Genomic DNA, 18093 nt, shown 5'->3' on the forward strand with positions numbered 1-18093 from the left:
CGAAATGTCAGCGGGCTTTATCAGTGAAAGGCAGCTTTAGCTCCCAGCCCCGCCTAATCAAATTAAGACGATGTTGGAATTTCCCCTAGCACCTCTGGGATCGTCATTTTTACATAACGGCCTGGCGCAGGTTCGATCACCTTGAGTTCACCATCCCCTAGCTGGCGTACAGCTACCATTTTTTCACTATCCGCATAACCATTTTGGGTCATCCAATTCTGCCAATGAGGCCACCAGGAGCCTTCATGTGCAGTCGCGCCTTCCAACCAAGCCTCATGAGATGCCGGTAATGTATCGTTGGTCCAATAGCCGTACTTGTTTTTATACGGTGGATTGACGATACCGGCGATATGTCCTGAGCCGCCCAATACAAAGGTGCTAGGCCCTTTTGGTAGTAATGCGCCGTAGTAGGTACTGTTCCACTTCGCGATATGATCTTCTTTGGTGGATACGAAGTAGCTAGGCGTCGACACTTTACGCAGATCAATTTTAACGCCATCCAGCTCAATACCACCCGGCTCAACTAAGCGGTTCTCTAAATACATATGGCGCAAATACCACGGGTGTGTACCAGCCGTTAGGTTGGTGCCATCGGTATTCCAATAAAGCAAATCAAAGGCGGCGGGCGTTTCACCTTTCAAATAGTTATTGATATAGAACGACCAAAACAGGTCATTTTCACGTAAAAGATTAAAGGTATAGGCCATTGATCGGCCATCCAAATAGCCTTTTAACTGCACAGACTGCTCAATACCGTCGACCGCTCGTTTATTGAGGAAAACGCCAATATCGCCAGGGTCGCGAAAATCCTGCAGCGTGGCCATATAGGTAACAGACTTTACCTTCCGCCCCCGGCGCGTGCTGGTTAGGTATGCCACTGTGGACGCAGTGAGTGTGCCCCCTACGCAATAGCTGAGCAAATTAACGGACTTCTCGCCGCAGGCCTGCTCAATAGCTTCCATCGCGCTAATAGGCCCCATCTGCATATAGTCGGCCCAGGTAATATCCCGCTGCGCTGGGCTTGGGTTACGCCAAGAGATTAGAAATACCGTATGTCCTTGATCCACCAACCACTTAACCATTGAGTTGTCTTCACGTAGATCAAGAATGTAATACTTATTAATCCACGGTGGTACCATCAGCAGTGGTGTTTTGAATGCCTTTTCCGTTGTGGGGGTATATTGGATTAGCTGTATCAATTCATTTTCGTACACCACCGAACCGGGAGTGACCGCGATATTTTCGCCTACCCCAAAGGCACTACGATCCGTCATACGGACATTAATGCCCTCTGCAGAGTTGCCTAAATCCTCCCGTAAACGCGCTAACCCATCGACCAGGTTTTGGCCGCGTGTCTCAATGGTACGGCGCATTACCTCAGGGTTGGTGGACATAAAGTTGGTTGGCGCCATCGCGTTAACCAATTGGCGTGCGTAAAACACCAAATTGCGCTTATGTGTTGGGTCTAAGCCGCTTAAGCTCTCGATTAACTCATCCACCATCTGCGAAAACAGTAAATATTGCTGCATGATAGTCATGTACTGAGGATCTTGCGTCCAAGCCTCATCTTTAAAACGACGATCATTTTTTTCAGGTGTGATGAGGGGAGCCACTTGCTCTCCTGCCATGCCACGCATGGCCTGTTGCCACAATAACCATTGATCTTGCATCAGCCGGGTTTGTGTTTCCCACATCAGCGTCGGGTTTTGCATCAGCGCTTGCGCACCCGCTTCAAAGCTTTCCCGCATATCGCTGTAGATTGAGTCGGCAGCTTCATTTGGGGCAATGCGAGAGAGTAGGTCCTGCATTAGGCCCTGGTATTGCTCGCTGATCTCTTTAAGCTGGTTATTCCAATCTTCGATTTCTGATGGAGATAGGCCTTCAGGCACGCCTTGTGCCAGCCCCTGAGTCAGCCCTTGGGAAAGTGCTTCCGAAAGACCTTCAGATAGCCCTGATATTGTCTGAAAAGGATTTTGCCACGCTGAATGCATACTTGCTCTCCCTACGCCAACATCAAGGCGCATCGAACGCTCTAGACCAAGTCTTACTAATAAAGTTAAACCGGCCAAGGTTACCAATGCATCGCGGCGCCCTTAGGCGCCGCGATGATGTGATCAATTAGCTTTTACGAGACGACTGACTAGAGGCTTTAGCGGGTTGCTCGCCTTTAGCAGCGGCCTTGGCTTTATCCGACATTTGCTGGCCAGCTTCGCTGAACATTTTTTCCATTTCAGATTTAAATTGCAGGCTCATTTCACTCATTACCCGCGCATCTTCCTGCATCTGTTGGGAAAGCTCATTCATCATTTCAGCTTGCTTGGTGCCGAAATCACGTAGGCTTTCTGCATCTTGAATTTCAGTTGCACTACGAATGCGCTCGGTGCCCATCTGGCTGTAGCGCTTCATTGCTTCCAACTGATACTGGGTCATTTTTTCCATATTGTTGAGCATTAGCGAATTGATTTTACGCATGGGCTCGAACATTTGGCGAGTTTGGGCGTTAAAGTTATCCATCATATTGTCTTGCATAGTGTCTGCTCCTATTACGTTCCTTGGCATGAGCCTGGGAGTGACTCATCTCGATTCAAACTTTCTTTGTTGCACTGCAAAAAAGAGTAATCTCTGGCATGACGCATTGCAACATACTTAAGATAGCGTCCTTACCATCTACCCTTTTGCTCGAGAGCGAGAGGAAGCGGTGGCTTTGGTGCTCCTCTCGCTCGACGACCCTTTATTGGCTTTAGCCGGCTCCGCAGCCCCCTCGGATGTGCGTTGATTTCCCGATTTATCCGATGCAGAGGAACTGCTAGTGCCCGCCTGTCGTAACATATCCAGCATCATTTGCTGGTAGGTGCCGAAATTTGCAAGCCCTTGAGAAAGACCTTGCTGCATCATAGGTTGCTGCAGGAAAGGTCGCATAAGACTCATCGGATCATAACCTTCAACCCCTGATTCCATCTGCTGCTGAATATTGTCGAGTAGATTTTTCTGGAAAGCCTCAACATCAGGCAAGCCTAGCGATTGTCGGAATTCGTCCGGGGTAAGTTCGAACTCAACGTTAATTTTCATTGGCGGCTCCTGCACTTTTTTCCATGACTGTTTCTCATGCATTTGTTTTGTTTGAGTGTAGCAGCGAACGGCCAACCTTACTCCGTGACGTTAACGCTGCGTTAAACGCGGTGTGTCAACGCTAACATCACCATTTTGGCCACGCTGACGTAACCAGTGATCCAGCAGCGTTATGGCCATCATGGCTTCAGCAATCGGGGTCGCACGAATACCGACACAAGGATCATGCCGCCCTTTGGTAATGACTTCTACTGCTTGACCATGAACATCAATGGAACGCCCTGGCGTGGTGATGCTGGAAGTAGGTTTAAGCGCTAAGCGTGCCACGATAGGTTGGCCGCTAGAAATACCCCCCAATACGCCGCCAGCATGATTAGATAAAAATCCCTCTGGCGTCATCTCATCACGGTGCTCGCTGCCACGTTGGGCCACACAGCCAAAACCTGCACCAATCTCTACCCCTTTTACCGCATTAATACTCATCAAACCGTGCGCCAGGTCAGCATCCAGGCGGTCAAAGACGGGTTCGCCCAACCCTACTGGCACGCCTTCAGCAATCACAGTGATTTCAGCGCCTACAGAGTCTTGGTCGCGGCGCAGTTGGTCCATATAGGCTTCTAGCTCTGCGACTTTTTCAGGATCGGGACAGAAAAAAGCATTTTGCTCAACGGATTCCCACTGTTTAAAGTCAATTTTAATCGGCCCTAATTGACTCATGTAGCCGCGAATCTGCACGCCGTGTGCTGCTAAATATTTTTTGGCAATCGCCCCTGCGGCGACCCGCATCGCCGTTTCGCGGGCGCTGGAGCGGCCACCGCCGCGATAGTCACGATGACCATATTTATGGTGATAAGTGTAATCCGCGTGGGCTGGCCGAAACTGATCTTTGATTTTTGAATAGTCGTTGGAGCGCTGATCGGTATTCTCGATCAACAGCCCAATTGAGGTACCGGTGGTCTTACCTTCAAACACGCCAGAAAGAATACGCACTTGATCAGGCTCTTTGCGCTGCGTTGTGTGCCGCGAACTGCCTGGCCGACGGCGATCCAGATCATGCTGCAGGTCTTCTTCCGATAGTGGCAGGCCGGGCGGGCAGCCATCAATAATAGCGCCCAGCGCAGGCCCATGGCTTTCGCCAAAGGTAGTAACCGTAAATAGCTTGCCAAACGTATTGCCAGACATGGCCGTTAATTCCTCACACAAAAGACGCCGCATGGGCGTCGAGTTCAGCGGCGCTCAGGGCAAATACACCCTGGCCGCCACGCTCGAATTCTAGCCAAAGGAAAGGTACGGCAGGAAACGCCGCTTCCACATGGCGATCAGAGTTACCGACTTCTACTATCAGCCACCCTTCACTGGTTAAGTGTTTCCGCGCCTCCCGCAGTATACGCCGCACGATATCCAAGCCATCGCTGCCAGCGCCCAACGCCAATGAAGGCTCATGGCGGAACTCAGCGGGCATTAAAGCAAGGTCTCGGGCATCCACATACGGGGGGTTAGAGACAATCAAATCAAAACGTTGCCCTTCCAGGCCACTGAATACGTCCGACTCAACTGCGCGAACCCTGTCGCCCACATCGTGACGGGTAATATTTTGCTTCGCTACCGCCAACGCATCCTGGCTAATATCAGCAAGTACTACTTCGCAGGTGGGTAGATAGAGGGCCGTAGCAATACCAATACAACCCGAGCCAGTGCATAAATCAAGCACGCTAGCAGGTGGCTCTTCCGGAAACCACGCAGTAAAGCCATCTTCTATCAGTTCGGCGATGGGTGAACGGGGAATTAACACGCGCTCATCAACGCTAAAGGGGTGGCCAGCAAAGAAGCTCTCACCCAATAAATAGGGCAGCGGGCGGCGTGTGGTAATACGTTCACGGGCCAAACTAATGATTCGTTGACGCTCAACGGGCAACAGCCGCGCCTCTAGTACACTCGGGTCGATATTCCACGGGAGATGCAGTGCGCCTAAGCAAAGCGCTACCGCCTCATCCCAGGCGGATTCAGTGCCATGGCCGTAGTGCAGCCCTGCGAGATAAAACTCACTGGTGACCCAGCGCAGATAATCGCGCAGCGTAAAGAGATCGCTCACCAGTGCCGAATCCGGCAGGGAAAGGGTTGAGTGCGAATTCTCAGCGGTAAGATGCGTGGTCACAGTGACTCCTGGTAAAGATACTCATGGTCGCAGCTAAAAAGCCTTATCCACATGACGAATAAAAGATTGTACCTTTCACGCCGCCCGGTTCACAGCAACGCTCAGCCCGCTATACTGTGCTCCTTAAGCTGATTCACTTTTTAAACCACCTGAGCCTGCCATGACGCGACGCCGCCACTTGCCTAATGATGACGATATCAGTGCTTTCCGCGATGCGTTAAAAGCAGCGGGCGTTAGGCCTATCGCCACTAATCAGGCGGACCCCGGCAAGCCCAAACGCGACAGCCAGGCCCATGAAGCCCGGCGCACCGCTGCTGTTCAGACGAATGCCCCACAGGCCACCGGACGCACGTCGGATGGCCGCGTAGAAGCTGTGCGTCCTTCTGAGTATTTAGAATTTAGCGTGCCTGACCTGCCGTGGCGCACATTTAGCCAGTTAAAACGCGGCCAAACGGCTTGGCAAGCGGGACTAGACCTGCATGGCTATACGCTGGAAGAGGCGCGTAGGGAGCTTGAGAGTTTTCTGCGCGATTCCGCTAGCCAAGGCCTACGTTGCGTACTCGTAGTGCATGGCAAGGCGTGGGGCAGCACGTCTGACTTCCCTGTCCTCAAAAGCCATACGAACACCTGGCTGCGTGAGTGGCCTAATGTGCTGGCGTTCTGCTCAGCGATTGATATCGACGGTGGCACCGGTGCGGTTTATATACTGTTGCGTAAACGCGGTCATTAACCATTTATTCAGTGGCATCAGAGGCAATGCTTGGCATGCGCCGCTCTAGCGCCTCATCGGCTAAGTGGCGACCTAAGCGAATCAAATCACGCCCCCGGTGGAATTCGTAGGTGCTACAGACGGTTTTGGGTATTTCGATCAGCACATCTGGTGGATAGCCTGCCACTTTGTACTTGGCCAGCGCCGCCTGGGTAATATCAAACGACTCCAATATCATATCCAGCTTGCTCCACTCGCGTTTACCGCGTGCTTCAGGTGTCTCTTCAAGCACCTCATTGTCATCTGTATGGCTGCCAAACCCACCCCACAGTTTTTTGGTGGCTGCTCGCACATCGCCAATCCAGTTCCCCATGCTTTGATCTCGCTGGCGCTCTTGTTCACTACGGCTATCGGTATCTTCCTCCTCCTTCGGCAGTAACTCTTCTAATGTCACCGGCAGTGGGCTATGTGCCGTAACGTTAACCGCCACGACAAAATCTGCTTCATGGGCGGCTACCACTGGCATAATAGGAAGCGGATTGAGTAGCCCACCATCCACCAATACTTGGTCACCTAAATGCACCGGGGTAATGACACCTGGCACAGCGATAGAGGCGCGAATAGCCCGCAGCAATGAACCGTTTTGAAACCATACTTCCCGTTGACGTACGAGATCTGTCGCCACCGTTGTCACAGGGATCGCGAGGTCTTCAATTAAAATATCGCCTACTAAGGCCTCCAGCTTGCTCATCACTTTACTGGCGCGCATCGCCCCCATTGGGCTCCACGTGACATCGACCAATTTGAGCACATCCAGATAGTCGAGATTACATACCCACTCACGGTATTCCGGCAGTTTTCCGGCAGCATAAATGCCGCCGATCAGCGCCCCCATGGAACACCCTGATACGGCAATAATCTCGAAACCGCGCGCCTCCAGTGCTTCAATAACGCCAATATGCGCATAGCCACGCGCCCCACCACTGCCCAGCACGAGGGCGACTTTGTTACCACTTCCTACGTGGGCCAATGTGGTCATGTAGCAGTCCTTCCTTTGCGCTTTCGATGACGCTATTACCGTTCAACACTGCCCCAATGATGGACGATAACAGCAGCGACTTGAGCCACCGCTCGGGGCTCCAGATGCAGGTGGTGCCCACCACTTAGTACTTCACGCGTTAACCCTTGCACCGCTTGGCGCGCCTGCACCGCCGAAGAGCGCTCCCCTAAAATCCCATCCTCGCCCTCGATCAATAGTACTGGCGCCTGAATCGCCGCCAGTAGCGATAGCACTTGCTCGGGTGTAAAGCGCACCAGGGATGGCTTCAACAACCGGCTATCTGTGCGCATTTGCACATGTCCATCGGCAGTGGGCTGAGTATTACGCTCCACCAATGGCGTGGCCGTTATGCTATCGACGGTTGTAACGCCACCGGCAACCCGAGCGGCAACCGCACTTTCGATATCTGGGTAGCGCGGTGCTCGCGACAGCGGCCGACGATAAGCCGTCAGCCCTTTACGCAGCTGACTGGAGGTCTCTTCAACCGGGGTATTAAGCGCTCCTAACCCGTCAATCAGCGTTAAGCGCGCAACGCGCTCAGGCAGCGCAGCGGCAAGCAGGCAGGATACTGCCGCGCCCATGGAGTGGGCTAATAAGTTGGCTTGTGCAATGCCGAGGGTTTCCATGGCATCTAATACATCGTGGCAGTAATCCCACAGCGCATAATCCGTTCCCGCCGGCGCATGTGTTGAATGCCCATGGCCACGAAAATCCAGTGCCACAATGCGGATATCCAGCGCCTCGACCAATAGCGGTGCCAAACGGGAGAAACTCGCTGCATTGTCTAACCAGCCGTGCAGGGCAAGCCACGTGGGAGCATCCGCCCGCCCCCAGCTAAGTGCGGCAAGTCGACCCTGAGCAAGTAAAAGCGGCTGCGGCGCCAAGGCACGTACAGCCGAAGGGTGGGTATGTGGCATAAGCATTCAATCCTAAGCAGATGTTGTCGCCAAACACAGGCAAGTCAAGGCAGACAAACAGAAACACCAAGATGACGACCTGGACAACAAAAGGTACCATGCCGTGCTTAATGCTTCTGCTGCTTTTACCTCCATGCTTATTTTGGTGCTGCCATGAAACCACGTCGCGATACTCGCGCCCGTAATCTCGTCTTTTTTGTTGTTGTCACCAGCGCTATTGTTGTCGGCTTCTGGTTAGCTAGATAGCTATTACGCCTCCCCAAGTAGACCAAGACTAGCCGCCGGGGCTTGGCGCCGTAGCCCGCGAGAAAGCGCATGCCCAATCACGCCAATCATCAGCGCCCCCCCCAGCGGTAGGAAAACCCATAGCCCCAGGTGAAAGCGCGGCGTGAGATCCAGCCAGTAAATATAGAGAGCCCCTGTCGCAAGCTCTGCCAACACCGCGCCCATCAAACCACTGGCAAACCCTAACAGAGCGTACTCGGCTCCCTGCACCCGTGAAATCATTCGAGTGCCCGCTCCGAACACACGCAGTAGGCCGCTTTCGTGGGCGCGCACCGGACGGCTTGCGGTTAGCGCTGCATAAAGCACGCTAATGCCTGCTAAAAGCACCAAGGCAAGCACTAACTCCACTGCTCGCGTGACCTGGGTGAGTACATCGCGCACCTGACCTAAAATCGCATCGACATTGAGCAATGAAACACCGGGGAAATCCGTGATCAACTCGCGGATCAACCCCTCTTCCGCTTCAGGTAAGTGAAACGCAGTGATGTAGCTATGGCCAAACTGCTCCAACACGCCAGGAGGGAAAATTACAAAGAAATTAGGCTGAAAACTGTCCCAATTCAGGCTGCGAAGACTGGTGATTTGCGTAACGATTTCATCACTGCCGACGGAAAACGTCATTTCGTCGCCAATCCCAAGTCCTAGCCGGTTGGCTAATCCATCCTCCATCGAAATAGGCACTGGCGCCGCCTGAGGCGTTGCCTCTACTGCACTCATCCAGCCTTGGCCTGATTCAGTGTTTTCTTCTACCTCTGCAGCCGAAAACCACTCCCCAGCCACCACTGCGTTGCCCTCAGGCAACTCTACTTGCCAGGTCAGGTTGAGCTCGCGGCGCAGCGAGTTATCACCGCGGGCATCTTCTGGCACGGCGTCTTGTGGTGACTGATCATTTATCGCAATCACACGACCGCGGACCATGGGATACAGCGTACTTTGGGTATCTACCCGGGGCGATACCGCAGCTTCGAAAGGGCCACGCTCTGAAGGCTGAATATTGATAGCAAAATAGTTGGGGGTGTTATCAGGCAATTGGTCTTGCCAGGTACTTAACAGGTCGCCGCGTACCAACACTATCATCGCCATGGCAAAGAAAGTGACCGAGAACGCTAACAGCTGGCCCAGCCCTGCTTGGCGCCGACGAGCCAATTGGCGACCGCCCAAACGCAGCGCCTGGGACCATTCACTGCTTCCTGATAAGCGCTGCACGCCCTTCAGCAAAGCGCTGAGCAGAAACGCGCTAATCAACCACAGCAAGCCGAGAAGCATCGCGCCGCCGATTAATAGCGCAATAGCCAATGGCAGGCTGCCCGAATAGAGCCATAACAAGCCGCCAAACACAGTACTGGCCACGCCCACAACGAGCCAGGCAGAGGGTGGCAATGGATCTAGCTCACGTCGTAGCACTTTTAGCGCACTGACTTGCTTAATACGCAGTAGCGTTGGGCCTGCAAATCCCACCAAAACAGCCAGAGCGGTGAACACACCCAGGCCAAGCGGCATCAGTCCCGGTGGTGGGAGTGTCATAGGTAGGAAACTTACCAACAGCCAGAGCAGTATCGCTTGGCCGACCAGCCCTAGCAGCGCCCCAATCACGGCGGCTACTAGCGCTAAGCCCAGCAGTTGCAGGCTAAAAATAGTCACTAATTGGCGCTGGCTGGCCCCAAAACAGCGCAGCAGTGCGGCGGTATCCAAGTGGCGTTCCACGTAGCGCCGGGTAGACATCGCCACGGCTACCCCCGCCAACAATACGGCAGCCAACCCTGCTAACCCCAAATAGCTTTCAGCGCGCTCCAGTGCATTACCAAGCTGGGGGCGATCAACCCGCACATCCCGCACCTCTACTCCGTCACGGCGTAGTTCCGCGAGCAGCCCTTGAACCTGATCCAGCGCGGAAGGTGAACCCGCCGCTAAAATTTCAAACTCTACTCGAGATCCCTGTTGCACAAGCCCTGTCGCTTCTAGATCCGCCGTATTAAGCATTAAGCGCGGATTAAAATTGCCAAAGCCGCCAGACTGATCCGCTTCACGCTCAACAATGCCCGTCACGGTAAGCTCAGTTTGGCCTACCTGCACCCGGTCACCGAGCTCAATTTCAATCAACTGCACTAGCCGTGGGTCAGCCCAGGCCTCTCCCGGCGGTGGACCAGAGGCTATTTGCTCGGTGCCATTACCAAAGTCGACATGGGAGACCCCGTAATGAGGATAGACATCATCAACCGCTTTCAGGCTCGCAGGCTGGAACTGGTCGCCGCGGCTGATCATCGAGACGAGATCCACCTGATCGCTTAACGTAAAGCCTGCCTCTTCTAAATTGGCCCGAAGCTCATCGGAAAAAGGATCGCGCTGTTCCAACACTAGATCGCCACCCAGCATTTGCCCAGCCTGCCGCTCCAAGCCGCGCTCTAAGCGATCGAGAAAAAAAGCAATCATGGTGGAAGCCGCTACGGCCAATACTAATGCAATAAACAGAGCTCTAACATCGGCAGCGCGCAGGTCTCGCTTGAGACTGCGCATTGCCAAACGCCAATTCACATCACTCATTGTGCTCCCTCTTCACTTACAGCGCTGGCAGGCACAAAGGGTTCCAGACGTCCGTGGTCCAAGCGCAAGCAACGGTCACAGCGGCGCGCTAGCGCGTGGTCGTGGGTGACGAGGATTAGCGTGGTACCCGCTTCACGATTTAAGGTAAATAACAAATCAATGATTTGCGCACCGGTATCTGGGTCCAGGTTGCCTGTGGGTTCATCGGCGAAGACTAACTCTGGGTCGGTCACAAAGGCACGGGCAACCGCCACCCGCTGCTGCTCGCCACCAGAAAGTTGTTTAGGTAGATGCTCCACCCGCTCGCCCAGCCCTACGCGGGTTAGCCACTGTACGGCGGTTTGCGTTTCGCCCGCACGCGGTGAAAGTTCCAGTGGCAACAAGACGTTTTCAAGTGCGCTCAAGGTAGGTAACAGCTGAAAATTTTGAAATACAAAGCCCACTCTACCGGCACGCAGCGCCGCACGACCATCTTCATCCAGGCGGCTAAGCGCTTGCCCGAACAGCGTTAGCTCGCCATCACTGGGGGTATCTAAACCAGCCAACAGGCCAAGTAACGTTGATTTACCCGCACCGCTCTTACCCAATATTGCAACGCTTTCACCTGCCGCTACGCTAAGCGATAGGTCATGTAAGATAGTCAGTGAGCGCTCACCGCTAGTGACTTCTTTGGAGAGCTTATCAGCGTGTAGGACGGGCTGCCCAGCAGTACCATGGGGAACCATACGGGTGACTTGGTGGTCGGTAAGATGCTGGTGATCAGCTTGATCAGTAGAAGAATTTGCAGTTTTATCAGAGGAGTAAGGCATGAAGCGAAGCATCCCTGTAGCTTGGTGTGGACTAAACCGTATGGTACCTGTAGGAGTAGTACTACTGGTAGTCGCCTTTACCTCGTCAGCTGTCAACGCAGAACCAACTGGCTCAACTTCTACAAACTCAGAAGCTGTCCCTACGTTACTGGTCATGGGCGACAGTTTAAGCGCAGCATACGGCATAGAGCGCGAAGAGGGCTGGGTGTACCTCTTGGCAGAGCGTTTAGCGGGTGATGCACGTGTTATAAACGCAAGTATTAGCGGTGAAACGACGTCTGGAGGCGCACAACGATTTGCTAACATTATCGGACAACGCCAGCCGGATATTGTTCTACTTGAATTAGGAGGCAACGACGGATTACGCGGCCTCGCCCCTACTCAAATGCAGGCTAATTTAGCGGCGATGATTGAACAAAGCCAAGACGCAGGCGCGCAAGTATTACTGCTCGGCATTGATATACCGCCCAATTATGGCCAGGCCTACCGTGATGCATTTACCGGCGTCTACCACTCGCTGGCCGAGGAGTATGACGTGCCATTAGTGCCGTTTTTACTTGAAGACGTTGCGCTCGAAAGTACGTTAATGCAAAGCGATGGCATTCATCCTACCGCGGACGCTCAACCGATTATTCTAGATAACGTGTGGCCCGCACTTGAACCGATGTTAGAAACGTCGTATCAGGCAGCCGTTGAGTAAGAGGTACCTCTACCACCACTATTTACTATTTAAAAAAACAGCTAGGTGGTAGAGATTTATAATAGTTTTTACAAATAGTTGTTACAAACAGTTGCTACAAACAGTTGCTAGGCATTATTAGCGCATATCTTCTGCCATATGGGTTAAAAGCAGCAGTGTCGCTGAAAAGTAATCATCTTGGGACTGAGGGGTTGCGCTAGGCAGCGTTTGACTACTTGCAAAAGCTCTAATCGCATCCACTCCACGCGAAACAGCGTATTCAGCGCGCTCTTCACTCACCACATTAACCCAAGCAGGGGGTGGCTGATGAGCAGGATCATTCCAGAAGGCAGTAATGCTACCAACTCCGCTCGCTTCTGCACGTCCTCCCCAAACAAAATAAAGCGGGATGCGCACCGCATCAAAGCCAAAACGCGGCTCCCAATTAGCCGCCGGAGTCAATTCACCTTGTTGAGTCAACTGAACCCAATCTGTTGGCAATAAATAGGCACCAAAGCGCGCTTCGTCCAGTAACTCAACCCCGTCATCAATCAGCTGCTGCCATGGCTCATCGGGCTCTATTGCTGCAAAGTCTCGCAAGGCGGGTAGAAACCAATAAGAAAGATTGATATCTACTGATTTATCACGCCGAAATCCCTCTATCCCTGGTAGCAGTACCTGAAAACCAGCCATTTCATAAGTAAGGTTTTCTAATATAGCGTCTCTTATACTTCTTGAAGCACTCGCGTAATTAGCGTTGTTCCAACGTTCAGCGGCTAAGTGCAACGCCCATGCGATAAATAAATCTCCATCAGTCGCATTGTTTAAGTCACAAACGGCAGGCTTATCCCGGGGATCATATCGCCATGAAAAAAGAGACACATCCGGTCTACTTAGGTGGCGGCGGGTCCAACGCCATAACTGATCGAAGGTTTCTTGGTCGTCATAATGCTGCGCAAGCATCATGCCCCAACCTTGACCTTCAGAGTGACTTATACTGTTGTTGCCTGTATCAATGACCCGCCCCTCAGCGCTCACGAAGCGCTCACGATACACGCTCCAAGCTGAATCAGCTTGGGCCGCACATGCACTGATAAGCATACATATAAGAAGCCCAGTGCTTAACATAAACCGATTCAACATTTTCGGTCAGTCCTTAAACGTGCAGCTCAATCATTTAAAGCTGCTAACGGCCATAGAGGAAAGTGCATTCCCGTTTTTCCAGATTGCGACTGGTACAACGGATAGGAACATCAATATCCCCACCTTGCTGCTGCAGCCATCCCTGATATAGCCCCTCCAATACTGCTGACATTGCGAGTAAGCTAATTTCTATACGCTCCCGAGATGCTCCAGGGGCTGGACAAGCAGTATGACAAATATGCATTTTTTGGTTATCAGCGGTGATGCTTGCCCAGCCCCAGTCCAACTGCCCTAATATATCGTTGATAGCACCCTCAAGTAGCTCTAGCGTTGCACACTCTCCAATGGGCATTTCTGATGCTATTCGGCCACCAATATGGCGCCAAAAACCAGAGGATTCCTCTTTGCCTGCACTGCTTGAGAGCTCATCAAAAACCAACTCTAAAAAAAGCCGCCACTGGGTACTACAGTGATGCTTAGCATAATACTCAATGTACTGGGAATAATTATCTGGCTCGTTCACCGCTATCTCCAAAGGTGTAGTTCATAAACATGCTAGCGGATGTGTCGTTATAATCACCAAAACTATTAAAATCTACTCGCCCGCCAAGGGAAAGCTCCGAGGTCATTTGGTACTCCATGGCTCCACCGAAGGAAAGCCCCACTCCGCTCTCACTCTCTCCAGCATAACGAGACGCCGGGGTAGCACCTAAAGCAGTAAACACATCAAGCAACGCTTGTGACTCTGGGTCGGTCGGGAAATAGTCGCTGTCGTCAGTGCTATAGCTTTGGAACCCAGGAGCAATATAACCACCCAACGTTAACTGGTCGGTGACGTTCTCTTGGTAATTGATTGGGAAGGCCACGCTGACATAATCCTGCGGGCTAAAATACCCTCCATGCCCATAGGTAAAGTGGCTCAGGTCATCATCAAATGCCATGACAGACACATGCACGCCGGTTTGCAGTTGGCGACGCTCGTTATTGATCGGCCGAGCATAGCCACCGAGAGAAAGCTCATATGATTGGTTATCGGCAACGTTATTACCGGTATAACGGTAAGTACCTATATCCGCATAAAGCCCTCCCGCTTCAGTATCATAATTGATACCGGCACTGCCACCGGTACTGACAACACCGCCCCAGGTGTCGCCTGAATAAGCATCGTAGGCACCGGCATATGAGAGCACGCTATCTTTCACTGCTCGACGTTCAACAGTGAAATTCAGCGATGTATTTTCGGCAATCTCTGGTCGCCAGTTGATTCCACCCACTAGATTAGTTTCTTCAAATCCAAGGGGCGTACTGCCAAAATCTAATTTTGCATTACGATGCTCATAGCTAAGCTCTAATCCAGTACCGCTATCGCGCAAACTGGAGGGGCGCGCTGATAACACAGCCGTTTGTAAACGTCCTTGTATATCTGCTAGTGCGGTCTCGATTTGTTGCCTACTTTCAATGAAATCCTCTTCTGAAGTGAAAACTGGCCTTAACCCATCAAAAATATTTTCTAAGGTCAAAGCATCAATACCAACCTCACCTAAATAACCTAAGACAAAATCACGTTGATCTTGATTTAAGTCTGAAAGTAGCGCTTCAAATAAAGGACTACGTTGCCTTGCATCTTCTAAAAATCCTTCCGCGATTTGTAGGTTTTCAGCACGCTCATTAAGTAATATTTGTGCATTTTCAAGCTCTTCTGTTAAACGAACAACCTCTTGTTCGTTAGGTGCCGCTTGGATACGCCTTAAGGCGTTAGCTACATTACGCTCTGATTCAACGACAAGACTTTGAGCAGTACGGAAATTTCCAATAGTCGATTGCATTTGATCGTAAATAGGAGCTAATTCCGCCAAAGTTTGATCGAATAACGTGATGGCACTCTCACCTATAGCTCCACTGCCATATCGCCGTAACGCATCTCCTTCAGGCGCACCGGCCGTCACTTGAGTAGGCGTGACTACCACCTCAAAACGTCCCTCACCAAAAGGCATGGCTGAAAAACGCAGTGGGGCTTCAATACGATCTTGCTGGCTTAATCCACCTTCCCCATCGCGCAGGTTAAAAGCAAACTCAGTGGCTACTCTGGGTGCCCGCTCGCGTCTGATTTCCCTTGAAAGCTCCTCTATCCGTTGACTTGTGGTAGGTGCTAACACTACCGTTTCAGCCATCATCGTGTCGCTACTAACCTCACGAGTTGTGCCCGGCAGCCAACTAGGCCGTTGCGAGCCACTTGCCGTACGTCTAGATCTATCAGTAAAAGGATTTTGCCCTTGTGCAAGCGCTGCCACCCCTCCTTCTTGACCACTTAAGCGTTGCCGGGCTTGACTCAATAAAGCAAGCGCCTCAAGGCTCTCACCATTAGCACGTGCTACTTGAGCACTTAACAACAGTGTCTCTGATGTTTGTTGCGGTGGCGCATAGCGACTTAGTAGCTGACTCGCTTGACGAGGCCGATTATTAGAAAGTGCCGTTTGCACTGCACCTTGCAGGGCCTGTTCGCTCTCAGGGTGTCGAGTAAGAACATAGGTGTATATCTGTTCAGCTTGAGCCTGCCGCCCTCCATCTGTATATATACGCCCCATCGCCAGCAACAGTTCCTCATCATCAGGTGATTGCTGCATTGACTCTGCTAGCCGGTCATAAGCACTCGCTAAACGACCACTCTGACGCAATTGATCTGCTTCTATAATCGCTAAACCACGCTCTGCTGCCAATACATCTTGATTTTCTTGCCATTGAGGGTTTGCTGCTAAGCGATTAAGCAATTGGCGGGCAGCCTCGGGTCGACCAGCCTGAGCCATTATCAGGACATGGTTGATATAATCATTGGGAGCTTGCTCATCAATTCCACGAGCCAAATCCCGCTCTACCCACCGCAAGGCTTCACTGTGTGCACCAGCTTCAGACAAAGCACCTGCAATTTGACTAACCTGACTTGGCGTAAGGTCGGAGTCTCCATAGCGAAGGTATAGCTGCTGAAGCGAGCCAATGGCAGCGACCTGATTACCCTGCTCGAGCTGTGAGAGCGCCTGTGTAAGTGGCTGCTGAATTTGCGCCTGCTGCTGAAGTGATTGCATATCAGCGGTTAGCGCATTGGCCGGAATCCCAGATAGCAGACGCTGGGTTTCTGACCAACGTTCCTGCTCGGAAGCAAATAACGCAGCGGCATACCGTTGGTCGGGTGTGGCACTTCCGCTTTGAAAAGGCACCATCAAGGCTTGCGCTTCATCAGGGCGTGATTGATCAGCCAAAACCCGCGCTAAGTCGAGGCGCGCCCAAGGATCATTTGGCGATAAATCAAGTGCTTCGCGAAGCGCCGTTTCAGCCCCAAAACTATCCTGCTGCTGCGCTTGACGACGCAGTGCCTCCACTTGCGCAGTGGTTAATCCGCCAATTTGGCTACGAGCACCTTCCGGTAGCGCCTGAGCAATTTGCTGTGCAGCTGCCCAGTCGCCTTTATCCGTTAATACTTGGACTAAGCCTACGCGAGCGTCTACATCGTTCTGCCGCTCTTCAAGTAGAGATCGGTAGGCCTGTTCTGCTGCATCAAGGCGCTGCTGTCGACGCAGAATATCTGCTTCTAATAATCGTGCGGCCCGTCCTGCATCACCACGCTGCTGGGTGAGTGGTCGCACTTGACCAAGCGCTTGTTCAAGATTATTTGCCTCAGCTAAGCGCCGAGCTTCTCCCAAACGAGCATAGAAAGCGGCGCTTTGATAAGCCGCTGCCCACTGCTCACGTCGATCAGGTGCTTCATCCATTGCTTCAGCTAGTAAATCTCTAGCCTGGGCAAACTGCTGCCTTCGTAACAGGATAAGACCCAACCCACCCTTTGCTTCGGCATCTTGCGGATTATCATCGAGCGCTTGACGAAACGACTGCTCAGCGCTGCCTAGCTCCCCAGACTGAAGTGCTGTAAATCCCACTGAACGACTGTTCTGAGCAGTTGATTCTTCAAAGCGTTGTAAAACTTCGCTATCGTCTGGGTTGGCTTGTACATAAGCTTGGTAAAGCGTTTGGTCAGCCGGGGTGGCTTCTAGCCAAAGCAGGGCTTGTCGCCAAGCACTGCGTGCAGTACCTGCTTCCGAGCCGCCTTGTCGTGCTAACTGAGCCAGCCGATCAATCCCCTCTCGCCGAGTTCCCTCACGATAAGTTAAGACCTCTCCCAGTGCTCGGTTTAGAGGGCCGTCTTCAGGATAATCATTGCTAAACTGACGTAAACCGTCACGCGCCTCCCGCCACTGGATATCACTACCACCTGCGAGGGTTTGATAATATTCAACGGCAAGACCACGAGGTGGTGTCTCCCCACCGAACAGCTCGCGATAGGCAGATGCCGACTCTGCATAGCGATTAGCACGGGCTAGCTGACGAGCACGGTTCAACTGAGTAGTGTCTAACTCATCGCCTTGCTGAAGTTGGTCTAACTCAATTAGCCGGGGATTATTAGGTGATGCCTGCTCTAACCGACGTGCCCACTGCTCAGCTTGATCAGGCTGATCATCTGCCAATGCTTGACGCGCCAATCGGAAAAGGACCTCAGGGTCGTCTGGCCTACCGGTGAGATAACGCTCTAACGCTTGTCGAGCTAAATCTGGGCGCTGATTCTCTTGCCAGAAATCTGCCTGACGTAACAAAGCATCTAGGGCACTTTGCGAGTTTTCTTGACCTAATACCGAGGTAATAGGCATGCAACAGGCTAAGGCGCTTAGCAAAAGTCGCT

At 52.3% G+C, this 18093-nt stretch carries 14 protein-coding genes; 2 read left to right on the forward strand and 12 right to left on the reverse strand.

Annotated features, from left to right (window positions below; translation table 11 throughout):
- Positions 1-62: 62 nt before the first annotated feature.
- The 5 genes from phaC to prmB all read right to left on the reverse strand — a co-directional run bounded on the left by phaC (position 63) and on the right by prmB (position 5224).
- Positions 63-1991 carry a class I poly(R)-hydroxyalkanoic acid synthase gene (phaC, locus tag ACQKE4_RS07115; RefSeq protein ID WP_427387559.1) on the reverse strand — a complete coding sequence of 643 codons (1929 nt, stop codon included), beginning with the start codon at positions 1989-1991 and terminating at the stop codon, positions 63-65.
- Between the two features lie 127 nt (positions 1992-2118).
- Entirely contained in the window at positions 2119-2529 is a 411-nt protein-coding gene (locus tag ACQKE4_RS07120) for a phasin family protein (protein ID WP_427387560.1), read from the reverse strand.
- Between the two features lie 138 nt (positions 2530-2667).
- Positions 2668-3069, reverse strand: coding sequence for a hypothetical protein (locus tag ACQKE4_RS07125; RefSeq protein WP_427387561.1), 402 nt, complete (start codon positions 3067-3069; stop codon positions 2668-2670).
- A 90-nt stretch (positions 3070-3159) separates the two neighbouring features.
- A complete protein-coding gene (gene aroC / locus ACQKE4_RS07130) occupies positions 3160-4251 on the reverse strand; it encodes a chorismate synthase (protein WP_427387562.1) in 1092 nt (363 codons plus the stop codon).
- Positions 4252-4264: 13 nt separating this feature from the next.
- Positions 4265-5224: a 50S ribosomal protein L3 N(5)-glutamine methyltransferase gene (prmB, locus tag ACQKE4_RS07135; RefSeq protein WP_427387563.1), complete on the reverse strand. Its 960-nt coding sequence runs from the start codon at positions 5222-5224 to the stop codon at positions 4265-4267.
- 160 nt (positions 5225-5384) lie between these two features.
- Here prmB and ACQKE4_RS07140 point away from each other — a divergent pair, with 160 nt between their 5' ends.
- Positions 5385-5954: a Smr/MutS family protein gene (locus ACQKE4_RS07140; protein ID WP_427387564.1), complete on the forward strand. Its 570-nt coding sequence runs from the start codon at positions 5385-5387 to the stop codon at positions 5952-5954.
- A 4-nt stretch (positions 5955-5958) separates the two neighbouring features.
- On the opposite strand, the gene ACQKE4_RS07145 is transcribed toward ACQKE4_RS07140, so the two are convergent.
- The 4 genes from ACQKE4_RS07145 to ACQKE4_RS07160 all read right to left on the reverse strand — a co-directional run bounded on the left by ACQKE4_RS07145 (position 5959) and on the right by ACQKE4_RS07160 (position 11461).
- Positions 5959-6972 carry a patatin-like phospholipase family protein gene (locus tag ACQKE4_RS07145; protein ID WP_427387565.1) on the reverse strand — a complete coding sequence of 338 codons (1014 nt, stop codon included), beginning with the start codon at positions 6970-6972 and terminating at the stop codon, positions 5959-5961.
- Between the two features lie 35 nt (positions 6973-7007).
- The gene (locus tag ACQKE4_RS07150) at positions 7008-7910 is read right to left on the reverse strand and encodes an alpha/beta fold hydrolase (RefSeq protein ID WP_427387566.1); all 903 of its coding nucleotides are present in this window, start codon (positions 7908-7910) and stop codon (positions 7008-7010) included.
- A 249-nt stretch (positions 7911-8159) separates the two neighbouring features.
- Complete coding sequence (locus ACQKE4_RS07155) at positions 8160-10736, reverse strand: ABC transporter permease (RefSeq protein WP_427387567.1); 2577 nt, start codon at positions 10734-10736, stop codon at positions 8160-8162.
- Positions 10733-11461, reverse strand: a complete 729-nt coding sequence (locus ACQKE4_RS07160) for an ABC transporter ATP-binding protein (protein ID WP_427387656.1) — start codon at positions 11459-11461, stop codon at positions 10733-10735. Before ACQKE4_RS07160 ends, ACQKE4_RS07155 begins: the two co-directional genes overlap by 4 nt.
- A gap of 82 nt (positions 11462-11543) precedes the next feature.
- On the opposite strand from ACQKE4_RS07160, the gene ACQKE4_RS07165 reads away from it, so the two are divergent.
- On the forward strand, positions 11544-12245 hold the full coding sequence (locus ACQKE4_RS07165; RefSeq protein ID WP_427387568.1) for an arylesterase: 702 nt from the start codon (positions 11544-11546) through the stop codon (positions 12243-12245).
- 117 nt (positions 12246-12362) lie between these two features.
- Here ACQKE4_RS07165 and ACQKE4_RS07170 read toward each other — a convergent pair whose 3' ends face one another.
- Genes ACQKE4_RS07170 through ACQKE4_RS07180 form a run of 3 tightly spaced genes read right to left on the reverse strand, consistent with a single transcriptional unit; the run spans position 12363 to position 18061 of the window.
- Positions 12363-13367: a glycosyl hydrolase family 8 gene (locus tag ACQKE4_RS07170; RefSeq protein ID WP_427387569.1), complete on the reverse strand. Its 1005-nt coding sequence runs from the start codon at positions 13365-13367 to the stop codon at positions 12363-12365.
- 43 nt (positions 13368-13410) lie between these two features.
- Positions 13411-13890 carry a cellulose biosynthesis protein BcsD gene (gene bcsD, locus ACQKE4_RS07175; RefSeq protein ID WP_427387570.1) on the reverse strand — a complete coding sequence of 160 codons (480 nt, stop codon included), beginning with the start codon at positions 13888-13890 and terminating at the stop codon, positions 13411-13413.
- Entirely contained in the window at positions 13874-18061 is a 4188-nt protein-coding gene (locus tag ACQKE4_RS07180) for a cellulose synthase subunit BcsC-related outer membrane protein (protein ID WP_427387571.1), read from the reverse strand. The genes bcsD and ACQKE4_RS07180 overlap by 17 nt, the downstream gene beginning before the upstream one ends.
- Between the last annotated feature and the right edge of the window lie 32 nt (positions 18062-18093).

It is taken from the genome of Halomonas sp. NPDC076908, from assembly GCF_050269715.1.
GTDB lineage: Bacteria > Pseudomonadota > Gammaproteobacteria > Pseudomonadales > Halomonadaceae > Vreelandella.